14 protein-coding genes are annotated in these 12,817 nt (G+C 33.4%); all 14 read left to right on the top strand.

Going from position 1 to position 12,817, the window contains the following annotated elements:
• Positions 1 to 362 (top strand): translation initiation factor IF-3 (gene infC / locus ACF91D_RS23645; RefSeq protein ID WP_392437803.1); only part of this gene is annotated, 362 nt, incomplete at its 5' end.
• A 27-nt stretch (positions 363 to 389) separates the two neighbouring features.
• Complete coding sequence (rpmI, locus tag ACF91D_RS23640; RefSeq protein ID WP_042738458.1) at positions 390 to 590, top strand: 50S ribosomal protein L35; 201 nt, start codon at positions 390 to 392, stop codon at positions 588 to 590.
• A 60-nt stretch (positions 591 to 650) separates the two neighbouring features.
• Entirely contained in the window at positions 651 to 1,007 is a 357-nt protein-coding gene (rplT, locus tag ACF91D_RS23635; protein WP_042738459.1) for a 50S ribosomal protein L20, read from the top strand.
• A 156-nt stretch (positions 1,008 to 1,163) separates the two neighbouring features.
• Positions 1,164 to 1,775: an NUDIX domain-containing protein gene (locus tag ACF91D_RS23630; protein ID WP_119624541.1), complete on the top strand. Its 612-nt coding sequence runs from the start codon at positions 1,164 to 1,166 to the stop codon at positions 1,773 to 1,775.
• Positions 1,776 to 1,787: 12 nt separating this feature from the next.
• Positions 1,788 to 2,711, top strand: a complete 924-nt coding sequence (locus tag ACF91D_RS23625) for a hypothetical protein (protein ID WP_107589591.1) — start codon at positions 1,788 to 1,790, stop codon at positions 2,709 to 2,711.
• A 176-nt stretch (positions 2,712 to 2,887) separates the two neighbouring features.
• Positions 2,888 to 4,198 (top strand): trigger factor, encoded by a 1,311-nt coding sequence (gene tig, locus ACF91D_RS23620; RefSeq protein ID WP_107511966.1) that lies wholly within the window; start codon positions 2,888 to 2,890, stop codon positions 4,196 to 4,198.
• Positions 4,199 to 4,382: 184 nt separating this feature from the next.
• Positions 4,383 to 5,645: an ATP-dependent Clp protease ATP-binding subunit ClpX gene (gene clpX / locus ACF91D_RS23615; protein ID WP_107528031.1), complete on the top strand. Its 1,263-nt coding sequence runs from the start codon at positions 4,383 to 4,385 to the stop codon at positions 5,643 to 5,645.
• Between the two features lie 209 nt (positions 5,646 to 5,854).
• Positions 5,855 to 6,442, top strand: coding sequence for a ribosome biogenesis GTP-binding protein YihA/YsxC (gene yihA, locus ACF91D_RS23610; protein WP_107511964.1), 588 nt, complete (start codon positions 5,855 to 5,857; stop codon positions 6,440 to 6,442).
• Positions 6,443 to 6,613: 171 nt separating this feature from the next.
• Positions 6,614 to 7,945, top strand: a complete 1,332-nt coding sequence (hemA, locus tag ACF91D_RS23605) for a glutamyl-tRNA reductase (RefSeq protein WP_107511963.1) — start codon at positions 6,614 to 6,616, stop codon at positions 7,943 to 7,945.
• 21 nt (positions 7,946 to 7,966) lie between these two features.
• Positions 7,967 to 8,788, top strand: a complete 822-nt coding sequence (locus tag ACF91D_RS23600) for a cytochrome C assembly family protein (RefSeq protein ID WP_042738466.1) — start codon at positions 7,967 to 7,969, stop codon at positions 8,786 to 8,788.
• Positions 8,789 to 8,853: 65 nt separating this feature from the next.
• Positions 8,854 to 9,780, top strand: a complete 927-nt coding sequence (gene hemC / locus ACF91D_RS23595) for a hydroxymethylbilane synthase (protein WP_107511961.1) — start codon at positions 8,854 to 8,856, stop codon at positions 9,778 to 9,780.
• 19 nt (positions 9,781 to 9,799) lie between these two features.
• A complete protein-coding gene (locus tag ACF91D_RS23590; protein WP_107511960.1) occupies positions 9,800 to 10,486 on the top strand; it encodes a uroporphyrinogen-III synthase in 687 nt (228 codons plus the stop codon).
• The gene (gene hemB, locus ACF91D_RS23585; protein ID WP_107511959.1) at positions 10,476 to 11,453 is read left to right on the top strand and encodes a porphobilinogen synthase; all 978 of its coding nucleotides are present in this window, start codon (positions 10,476 to 10,478) and stop codon (positions 11,451 to 11,453) included. Before ACF91D_RS23590 ends, hemB begins: the two co-directional genes overlap by 11 nt.
• Positions 11,454 to 11,466: 13 nt before the next feature.
• Positions 11,467 to 12,750, top strand: coding sequence for a glutamate-1-semialdehyde 2,1-aminomutase (gene hemL / locus ACF91D_RS23580; RefSeq protein WP_107527445.1), 1,284 nt, complete (start codon positions 11,467 to 11,469; stop codon positions 12,748 to 12,750).
• Positions 12,751 to 12,817: the final 67 nt, after the last annotated feature.

Below are 12,817 nucleotides of genomic sequence, written 5' to 3'. Positions count from 1 at the left end.
CTAAACCACCTGTTGCTAGAATTATGGATTACGGTAAGTATAAATTCGAACAACAGAAAAAAGAAAAAGAAATGAAGAAGAAACAAAAAACAATTAATCTTAAAGAAATTCGTTTGAGTCCAACAATTGAGGAACATGATTTCCAAACAAAATTGAAAAATGGTCGCAAATTTTTATCTAAAGGCGATAAATGTAAAGTTTCAATTCGTTTCAGAGGTCGTGCGATTACGCACAAAGAAATTGGTCAACGTGTTTTAGAGAAATTTGCAGATGAATGTAAAGATATCGCAACAGTTGAACAAAGACCAAAAATGGACGGGCGTCAAATGTTTATTACGCTTAGCCCATTAAACGAAAAATAATAAAGATATTACAGGAGGAAATGAATCATGCCTAAAATGAAAACACACCGTGGAGCAGCTAAACGTGTTAAAAGAACTGGTTCAGGTAAATTAAAACGTTCAAGAGCTTTCACATCTCACTTATTCGCAAACAAATCTACTAAGCAAAAACGTAAATTACGTAAAGCTTCATTAGTACACAAATCAGACATGAAACGTGTAAAACAATTATTATCTTATAAAAAATAATTGACGCAAAAAGTCAGAAGAACATATTAAGTACGAAGATATTTAGAGGAGGAATTTATTATGCCACGAGTTAAAGGTGGAACAGTAACAAGAGCTCGTCGTAAAAAGACGATTAAATTAGCTAAAGGTTACTTCGGTGCAAAACGCACATTATATAAAGTAGCAAAACAACAAGTAATGAAATCAGGTCAATATTCATTCCGTGACCGTCGTCAAAGAAAACGTGATTTCCGTAAATTATGGATCACTCGTATTAATGCGGCTGCACGTCAACATGACATGAGCTATTCAAGATTAATGAATGGTTTGAAAAAAGCTGAAATCGATGTTAACCGTAAAATGCTTTCTGAAATTGCTATTTCAGACGAAAAAGCTTTCGGTGAATTAGTAGCTAAAGCTAAAGAAGCTTTAAAATAATATTTCAAAATAAAGAGATGTACACCTTTGTACATCTCTTTATTTTATATTTATACTTAAAAGATGGTACATATATGTTGTGTTTAATAAACATTTTGATATATAGCGTTATCATTTGATAAAATGGCTGTAAAGTCAGATTCAAAGGAGTAAATTATGTCTAAGGTTGATGAAATGATAACAGTAGTACCAAGATCTACATTATTTAATGAAGAAAAAAATAAATTTAATGGTTTCTTGGATAAAAATTCAGTGAAAGGTCAAGAAATATTTGATACTTTGACTAAATATGAAGTGAAACGTCGCGGAGATATGGAAGAGGACCCTACATATAAACAACTCATTTCATATTGTATTTTGGAAAATGAGCGTGATGAAATTTTAGTTTACGAACGTTTGTCAGGTGGCGGTGAAGCTAGATTACACGGACAATCATCGATTGGTGTTGGTGGCCATATGAATGATGTTAAAGGTGCAGACTCAATTAATGAAGTGCTAAGAGTTAACGCACAAAGAGAACTAGAAGAAGAAGTTGGATTATCTGCTCAAAAATCACAAAACTTAGCCTACATTGGCTTTATTAATGATGATACTAATGAAGTTGGAGAAGTACATATGGGCGTTGTGTTTAAAATTAATGTCAATAGTAGTGATGTTGAGGCAAAAGAGACCGATACTTTAAGAATAAAGTGGATGGATCAAGCAAAAATTGACAATTATGATGATTTTGAAACATGGAGTGCTTTAATATTACAAGCATTAAAGTAGAGGTGTATGGCTATGTCTGATATTATCCCTTTTCCGCAATCACAAAAAAAGTTAACACGAGACATCAAAGAATCTTTACACAATGGTCATTTCGATCATGCGTATGAATTGTTTGAGGATTATGAAAGACAATTTGAGCTTGATGACGCTTTGGCATTATTGAAATGTTCCATGCTATATCAAATGAAACATTATTTAGAATTACGTGAAGAGGCTATCATTTTATTAAAGCAAGGCATAACAAAGTACGATGAATTAATGGTCTATTATATTAAAAGTTTAAGTGGTTTAGGACAATATTTTGAAGTGGTCGAAGTCATTGACCAAATTATCGATGAGGTCAATGATCATAGAACACGTATGGAGTTATACCCTTTAAAGGAATATGCTCTCAGTCAACTAGAACAACATAATGAACGTGCGTCACAACAACTACAACAATTTGATGTGTTGTCTTTGAGAGAACAGGTCAATACAGTGTTAACTTTAATAGATCATAATCAATATAATTATAAAAAAACGGTGGCAAATCTTATAGAAGCGTTACCGTTAGCACCTAATGTGATAAGCATTATGCTTGAATATTTACGTTTTGCAAGTTACAGTGAGCCAGTACAAATTGAGAAGTACGGGTTTGATTTATTACCGATTCCTAAAGATTTAGCAGGACTGGACCATACAGACTTAAAGATACAAGTTATACCAGAAGTGCTCAATCGTTTAGAAGATGACGCTGCACAAATAACAGATGAAGCACATCACTTAATGAATAATCATGCGATTTTATTATACCCACTTGATATTCTTGAGTTTGCACCACTAGCAGTTTGGATAGAAGCATATGTGAACTATTTCAAATCGATGTTGGGGCTAGAGGAAATAGATGAATCAAACGAAGTTACCAAATTACTTGTATCCATCGATATACAGGAATAATTTAATTAAGTTTGTGTAATTTGGGTAAGTAAATATGGTAGTATTAAAAAATCGAATTAATTAAAATTTCAACATGCCAATTGTTTTGTATGTTCCGTGTTTGTGTAGAACATTGACGTATGCTATAATAATGGAGTTGAAAAAATAAAATAGGATAATCATGGAGGTTTTTATACATGACAGCAACTTGGGAAAAAAAGGAAGGTAACGAAGGTGTATTATCCGTTACAGTTCCAGCAGAAAAAGTAGACAATGCAATTGATAAGGCTTTTAAAAAAGTAGTTAAACAAATTAATGTACCTGGTTTCCGTAAAGGTAAAGTACCACGTCCAATCTTTGAACAACGCTTTGGCGTAGAAGCATTATATCAAGATGCAGTTGATATCTTATTACCAGAAGCTTACGGTGAAGCAATTGATGAAACTGGCATTAAACCAGTTGATCAACCTGAAATCAATGTTACTTCAATTGAAAAAGGTAAAGACATGACTTTCGAAGCTACTGTAGTAGTTGAGCCTGAAGTACAATTAGGTGACTACAAAGGATTAGAAATCGAAAAACAAAGTTCTGAATTAACAGACGAAGAAGTTCAAGAGTCTATCGATCACCAATTAGGCCACTTAGCTGAAATGGTCGTTAAAGAAGATGGTGCTGTTGAAGATGGCGATACAGTAAACATCGACTTTGATGGTTATGTTGACGGTGAACAATTCGAAGGTGGACAAGCGGACGGTTACGATTTAGAAATCGGTTCAGGTTCATTTATCCCAGGATTCGAAGAACAATTAGTAGGTGTTAAAGCTGGTGAAGAGAAAGACGTAAACGTTACTTTCCCAGAAGAATATCACGCTGAAGAATTAGCTGGTAAAGAAGCTACATTCAAAACTAAAGTAAATGAAATTAAATTTAAAGATGTTCCAGAATTGACTGATGAAATTGCTAATGAGTTAGATGCTGAAGCGAACACAGTTGACGAGTACAAAGAAAATTTACGTAAACGTTTAGCTGAACAAAAAGCAACTGAAGCAGAAAATGCTCAAAAAGAAGAAGCGATTAACAAAGCTTCAAACAATGCAACAATCGATATTCCAGAAGCGATGATTAATACAGAATTAGATCGCATGGTTCAAGAATTTGGACAACGTATGCAACAACAAGGTTTAAATCTTGAAACATACTTCCAAATCTCTGGTCAAGATGAATCACAATTAAGAGAACAAATGAAAGACGATGCTGAAGAGCGCGTTAAGACAAACTTAACATTAACAGCAATCGCTGATGCAGAAGAGGTTGAAGTAACTGATGCTGACATCGATAAAGAATTAGAAAAAATGAGTGAACAATTTAATATCTCAGTAGAAGATATTAAACAAACACTTGGTAGCACAGACATCGTTAAGAATGACGTGCGTATCCAAAAAGTTATCGATTTATTAGTTGATGAAGCAAAGTTAGTAGAACCATCTAAAGATGACACTGAAGCATAACTAAATATAAACTAAGCAAATTGTTTTGTGAATTATATGTTAGTTGTTTAATATAGTAATCCAGTAGCAGATGCATTCATTAATGTATCTGCTACAGTACTTTATGCAAAAAACTTGGAATTGTATAAGTTGCATATTAAAATACTATTTAGTATAGTCTTTAGGGAATAGGGGTGTAAATAGAATGTTTAAATTCAATGAAGGTGAAGAGAATTTAAAATGCTCTTTCTGTGGTAAAGATCAAGATCAAGTGAAAAAATTAGTCGCAGGAAGTGGCGTATATATATGTAATGAATGTATCGAGCTATGTTCTGAAATTGTAGAAGAAGAATTAGCTCAAGCTGAACCAGAAGGTTTAACTGAATTGCCAACACCTAAAGAAATTATGGATCAATTAAACGATTATGTTATTGGTCAAGAAAAGGCTAAGAAATCATTAGCAGTTGCAGTATATAATCATTACAAACGTATTCAACAGTTAGGTCCGAAAGATGATGAAGTTGAATTACAAAAGAGTAACGTTGCATTAATTGGACCTACTGGTAGCGGTAAAACGTTATTAGCACAAACGTTAGCTAAAACTTTAAATGTACCATTTGCTATTGCAGATGCTACAAGTCTGACTGAAGCAGGTTATGTTGGTGATGATGTTGAGAACATCTTACTACGTTTAATACAAGCAGCGGACTTTGATGTAGATAAAGCTGAAAAAGGTATTATTTATGTCGATGAAATTGATAAAATAGCTAGAAAATCAGAAAATACATCTATTACTAGAGATGTTTCTGGTGAAGGTGTGCAACAAGCATTGCTTAAAATCTTGGAAGGAACAACTGCTAGCGTTCCGCCACAAGGTGGACGTAAACATCCTAACCAAGAATTGATTCAAATTGATACAACAAATATTTTATTCGTACTTGGTGGCGCTTTTGATGGAATCGATGAAGTAATCAAACGTAGATTAGGCGAAAAGGTCATTGGTTTCTCAAGTAGTGAGGCATCTAAATACGATGAAGATGCAATTTTAGAACAAATTAGACCAGAAGACTTACAATCATATGGTCTAATACCAGAATTTATTGGTCGTGTGCCAATTGTGGCTAACTTAGAAACATTAGATGTAGAAGCGTTAAATAATATTTTAACGCAACCTAAGAATGCATTAGTTAAACAATATACGAAGATGTTAGAATTAGATGATGTTGAGTTAGAATTTACTGAAGCAGCTCTAGCAGCAATCAGTAAGAAAGCAATTGAGCGTAAGACTGGTGCTCGTGGTTTACGTTCTATTATCGAAGAGGCATTAATTGATATTATGTATGATGTACCTTCATCTGAAGGCGTTGCTAAGGTTGTAATCACTGATGAAACAATCACTGATGAAAAAGAACCTGAGCTATATGATAAAGAAGGTAATCTGATTAATAAAGAACAAACATCAGCTTAAATAGTGTTTATATAAAGTCCTAAGTTGTTATCACATCAACTTAGGACTTTTTTGTTTTATTGATTTGAAAGTCATTTGTATATATCGTGTTGCAAATTTGAAATTATTTTTAAGCTACAAATTACAAGCCCAGTAAATAGTCGTATTCATATAAGCAAAACTGTAATATAATAGAACAGTCAAATTAGTAGAAAAGAGGGTCGACAAAAATGAAGATAAATCCTAATGAAATAGAATTATTAATCAGCGCAGTAAAACCTGAACAATATCCAGAAACGGGTCTTACAGAAGTGGCATTAAGCGGAAGATCTAACGTTGGTAAATCTACATTTATTAACAGTATGATAGGTAGAAAAAATATGGCACGTACATCTCAACAACCTGGAAAAACTCAAACTTTAAATTTTTATAATATCGATAATCAACTTGTATTCGTCGATGTACCAGGATACGGTTATGCCAAAGTGAGCAAGAAACAACGTGAAGCATTTGGTAAGATGATTGAACGCTATATTTCAGAAAGAGAATCTTTAAAGTTGGTCATACAACTTGTTGATTTAAGACATAACCCAACTGAAGATGATATTTTAATGTATAATTATCTTAAATATTATGAATTACCGACATTAATCGTTGCGACAAAGGAAGATAAAATTCCAAAGGGTAAAGTACAAAAACATTTAGCAAATATACAGCAAAAGTTAGAAATGGAACCAGAAGACGATATAATTAGTTATTCATCTGTGAAAAATAATAAGCAACAACAAATTTGGGATAAGATAGAACGTTATTTATAATCATTTAAAACTGTAATCAATTTAGATACGAAATTGTCTAATTTCGACTAAATTATGACAACAATTTGAATGTAAATTATAATTCTTCTAATTTAGTTAAGCAACATGCTTAACTACAGCAATAATTGTGTTATAATTTAGTTATTGTAATATGTATGGAGGGCGTTATAAATGCATTTAATTGCGGTAAGCATTAATCATCGTACAGCAGATGTAGCACTTAGAGAAAAAGTCGCTTTCAAAGATGATGCCATACGTTCAGCCAATGTTGATTTATTTGAGACAAAATCTATTTTAGAGAATGTTATTTTATCAACATGTAATCGTACAGAAGTATATGCAGTCGTAGATCAAATTCATACGGGTCGTTACTATATTCAACGCTTTTTAGCACGATCATTTGGATTTGATGTCGAAGAAATAAAGGAAATGACAGAAGTAAACGTGGGGGACGAAGCAGTAAATCATTTATTGCATGTCACTTCTGGTCTAGATTCAATTGTACTTGGTGAGACTCAAATTCTAGGACAAATAAGAGATGCATTCTTTATTGCCCAAGATGAAGAAACAACAGGTACGATTTTTAATCATCTTTTTAAACAAGCTATTACTTTTGCGAAAAAAGCACATAACGAAACTGATATAGCAGATAATGCAGTAAGTGTTTCTTATGCAGCAGTTGAACTTAGTAAGAAAGTATTTGGCAAAATCAACAATAAGCAAGCTTTAATCATTGGTGCAGGGGATATGAGTGAGTTATCACTTCTAAATTTAATTGGTTCAGGAGTTACTGATATTACGATTGTGAATAGAACACTAAGTAAAGCACAAGATCTTGCAACGAAACATAATGTAAACTTTGAACCAATGTCATCATTACCAAAACTTTTAGCTAAAGTTGATATCGTTATTAGTTCTACTAGTTCTGAGAATTATATCATCACAAATGAAATGATACAGTCTATTGCGAATGAACGAAAAACTGACTCTTTAGTACTTATCGATATCGCAGTACCAAGAGACATTGAGCCAAACATAGATGCCATTCAAAGTATCTTTAATTATGATGTTGATGATTTGAAAGGATTAGTAGATGCTAATTTAAGAGAACGTCAAGATGCAGCTAACGAGATAATGCAACGTATACCATCTGAAATAGCTGCTCATAATGAATGGGTTAATATGTTAGGTGTTGTACCAGTTATTAGAGCTTTACGTGAAAAAGCAATGAATATTCAAGCTGAAACCATGGAAAGTATAGATAGAAAGTTACCAGGTCTTTCAGAGAGAGAACGTAAAGTCATCTCGAAGCATACAAAAAGCATCATCAATCAAATGTTAAAGGATCCAATTAAACAAGCTAAAGAATTGAGTAGTGATAGAAAAGGCAACGAAAAATTAGAGCTGTTTCAAAACATTTTTGACATAGAAGCTGAGCCTGGTTACGAACCACGTAAGAAAAAGAGTGAAGTGACTAATAGTCAAATTCTAAGTTTTGAATAAGCATATTCAAATGGTGATGATATGCAAGAAACTTTATTTATTAGGTTAAATGAACTTATATTAGTATTTTATTTAATCAGTATTGCTTGTTATTTTATCGACTTTGTTAAGAAACATTACATCGTAAGTAAAGTGGGGTTCGTTACTTTGGGGATTGTTTGGGTATTACAGACAATCTCTTTATCTTTTTATATAAACGCAACCCAACATGTCCCGTTAAATAATATTTTTGATGTGTTATTTGCACTTGCTTGGTTAATCATTTCTATATCTATTGTCATCAGTGTGATAAAGCAAATAAATATATCGATTTTCTTATTTAATTTAATAGGATTTGTATTTATTGCAGTAAATACGTTCCAACCTATGCACTATCAAAGTTCAATTGGTCAAACGACTGTGATTAATGAACTGTTAGTCGTGCACATTGCATTGGCAACGATGAGTTATGCACTTTTTGCCTTTGCTTTTGTAAACTGTATTTTATATTTTATTCAATATAAAAATTTAAAGCAAAAGCGTTTTAATCAAAAGTATTTTAGAATAGCGAGTGTAGCAACTTTAGAACAAGTTGTTTTTTATAGTACATTAATAGGATTTTCACTTATTATTTTAAGTATCATTTTAGGTGCACAATGGGGCTTTAACACGCTTGGTGTAAAGATATTAATTGATCCAAAGGTATTTTTATCTACGATTATAACCTTATTATATGGTGTTTATTTACTTTTTAGGGTAAGAAAAAAGATAGAGTCAATTAAACTCATTTACTTTAATGCAATATTATTCTGTCTAAGTATGATTAATTTATTTTTTGCTTCACATTTTTCAAGCATACATTAAATATCGAATTATGTAAGCTATTCATGATTTAATGACATACAGTCATTGACACAAGGAGGCACATCATGCGTAAACTAGTCGTTGGTTCTCGTAGGAGTAAACTTGCTTTAACACAAAGCCAACAATTTATAGATAAATTAAAGGCCATTGATGAAAATTTAGAAATTGAAATCAAAGAAATCGTTACTAAAGGTGACCGAATTATCGATAAACAATTATCGAAGGTTGGTGGTAAAGGTTTATTCGTTAAGGAAATTCAAAATGAATTATTCGATCATTCAATAGATATGGCGATTCATTCACTCAAGGACGTTCCAAGTGTTATTCCTGAGGGCTTAACATTGGGGTGTATTCCAGACCGTGAAAATCCATACGATGCCTATATAGCAAAAAATCATGTTCCATTAGATGAGTTGCCTGATAATAGTATTGTAGGAACGAGCTCATTAAGAAGAGGTGCGCAAATTCTAGCTAAGCATCCTAATTTACAAATAAAATGGATACGTGGAAATATCGATACTCGTCTTAAGAAATTAGAAACAGAAGATTATGACGCCATTATTTTAGCAGCAGCAGGACTTAAACGTATGGGTTGGTCAGATGATATTGTAACTTCTTATCTAGACGAAGATACTTTGATTCCCGCAATAGGCCAAGGTGCATTAGGTATTGAATGTCGATCAGATGATCAAGAGTTACTTGATTTATTACAACAAGTACACAATGCAGATGTTGCAGATTGTGTTACCGCAGAGCGTACATTCTTAGCAGGAATGAATGGAAGTTGCCAAGTGCCAATTGGTGGTTATGCTACTAAAGGTTCTGATGGTTTGATTGAATTCACAGGATTAATTATGTCACCAGATGGTAAGACACGTTATCAACATACAGAACAAGGTACAAATCCTGTAGAATTAGGTGAAAAGGTAACAGAAGTATTGAATGCACAAGGTGCATATGAAATAATTAAGACATTAAACGAATCTGAATAAATCGTTTGAGGTGAAATCAATGAGACCAGTTATAGTTATGACACAAACTAGTAAATTTAAGAGAGAGGATGTATGTATACTACACAAACCATTAATTGATGTAGCGCCATTATCCTTTGATACTGAATTACTAGAAGTTAACTATGACTGGCTTATTTTTTCGTCTAAAAAAGCAGTGGAGTACTTTTTACCATATTTTACACAAACACACGTTAACCATGTTGCAGTAATTGGTAAAAAGACTGCAGAATATTGCCAATCTAAAGGGATTCAAGTTGATTATTGCCCTAAAGATTATTCACAAGAAGGTTTTATTCAAGACTTCCAAGGTGAAAAACATAGTAAAATATTAATTCCTTCTAGCCAAGCTGCTAGGCCATACTTACAATATGCATTAGAAGATCAATCATTTTCAGTTCAGAAAATTGACTTATATCAGCCTATTCCACATACTGAAAATATAAATAATGTTATACAGCTTTTATCAAATAATGCAGTTGATGCAATTACATTTGCGAGCTCATCAGCAGTAGAATTTTTCTTTAATCAAGCCGGTGATATCGACTTTAATCATTATTATGTAATTGGAGATCAAACATTAGCAACAATTAATAAATTTGATATTCAAGCTACAAAAGCCAATATACAAACACTAGATTCACTAGTAAATAAAATCTTAGAAAGTTGGAAAGATAATGCAATTTGATAGACACAGAAGATTACGTAGTAGCAAGTCAATGAGAGATATCGTTCGTGAAACACACGTTCATAAAGAGGATTTAATATATCCGATATTTGTAGTAGAAAGAGATAACGTTAAGGAAGAAATCGTCTCAATGCCTGGTGTATATCAATTGAGCTTAAATTTAGTAGAAGAAGAAATTAAAGAAGCATATGAATTAGGTATTAGAGCCATTATGTTCTTTGGTGTACCCAATGAAAAGGACCATGTAGGTACAGGTGCATACGACCATAACGGAATTGTCCAAGAAGCAACACGCAAGGCTAAATCATTATACAGTGATTTACTCGTAGTAGCGGATACATGTTTATGTGAGTATACAGACCATGGTCACTGTGGTGTAATCAATGAACAGACAAAAGATGTGGATAATGATAAATCATTGCCATTATTAGTGAAGACAGCAATTTCTCAAGTTGAAGCGGGCGCAGATATTATTGCACCAAGTAATATGATGGATGGATTTGTTGCGGCGATTCGTGAAGGATTAGATGCTGCTGGTTATCAAAATGTACCAATCATGAGTTATGGTATTAAATATGCATCAAGTTTCTTTGGACCATTTAGAGATGCTGCGGAATCAACACCACAATTCGGAGATCGTAAGACATATCAAATGGACCCAGCGAACCGAAGAGAGGCTATGCGAGAGCTTGACAGTGATTTAGCTGAAGGTGCTGATATGATGATTGTCAAACCGGCATTAAGCTTTTTAGATATTATAAGAGACGTTAGAAATACAACGAATATTCCAGTAGTAGCTTACAATGTAAGTGGTGAATATAGTATGACGAAAGCTGCTGCATTAAACGGTTGGATAGATGAAAAGGCTGTCGTTATGGAACAAATGATTTCTATGAAACGTGCAGGTGCAGATATGATTGTCACTTACTTCTCAAAAGATATTTGTCGTTATCTAGACGAACAATAAGGAGGATAAATTAATGAGGTATACGAATTCTGAACAGGCGATGCAAAAAGCTGAAACATTGATGCCAGGCGGTGTCAATAGTCCAGTTAGAGCTTTCAAATCAGTAGATACACCAGCAATATTTATGGATCATGGTAAAGGATCAAAAATTTATGATATTGATGGAAATGAATATATAGATTATGTCTTAAGTTGGGGACCGCTTATTCTAGGTCACCAAAATAAACAAGTGATTGATAGTATTCATCAAGTGGTAGATAAAGGTACTAGTTTTGGTGCTTCAACATTACAAGAGAACAAACTAGCTGAGCTCGTTATCGATCGTGTTCCTTCTATTGAAAAGGTAAGAATGGTGTCATCAGGCACAGAAGCAACATTAGATACTTTACGTTTAGCACGTGGATATACTGGACGAAATAAAATTGTTAAATTTATAGGCTGTTATCATGGGCACAGTGATTCTTTATTAATCAAAGCTGGTTCAGGTGTGGCGACCTTAGGTTTACCTGATTCACCTGGCGTACCTGAAGGTATTGCAAAGAATACAATAACTGTTCCTTATAATGATTTAGATGCAATTAAAGTGGCCTTTGAACAGTTTGGTGACGATATTGCAGGCGTGATTGTGGAACCTGTTGCTGGAAATATGGGTGTTGTACCACCAGTAGAAGGTTTCTTACAAGGATTAAGAGATATCACGACTGAATATGGTTCTTTATTGATTTTTGACGAAGTCATGACAGGCTTTAGAGTTGGATATAACTGTGCACAAGGTTACTTTAATGTTACTCCGGACCTAACTTGTCTTGGTAAAGTGATAGGTGGCGGATTGCCAGTTGGTGCATTCGGTGGTAAAGCAGAAATAATGGATCAAATTGCGCCACTTGGTGATATTTATCAAGCTGGTACGCTTTCAGGTAATCCATTAGCGATGACAAGTGGCTATGAGACATTAAGTCAACTTACACCAGAATCATATGATTACTTCAATGAACTAGGAGATATACTGGAAACAGGTTTAAAAGAAGTATTCAGTAAACATAATGTACCTATCACAGTTAATCGTGCTGGTTCAATGATAGGGTATTTCTTAAACCCAGGGCCAGTGACTAACTTTGACGAAGCAAATCGTAGTGATTTAGAATTGTTTAGCCAAATGTATAGAGAAATGGCTAATGAAGGCGTATTTCTACCTCCATCACAATTTGAAGGTACATTCCTTTCAACTGCACACACCAAAGAAGATATTGAACAAACAATTAAAGCATTTGATACTGCATTAAGCAGAATTGTATAATTTTCAACAATGTGCCCGGACAACAGAAGCGTTGAACGGGCATTTTTTATTGCTTGAAATGACAAAG

This window comes from Staphylococcus sp. 231237_7MaSpsaltlick (assembly GCF_043107035.1).
This window is presented reverse-complemented; position numbering and strand designations above follow the sequence as displayed.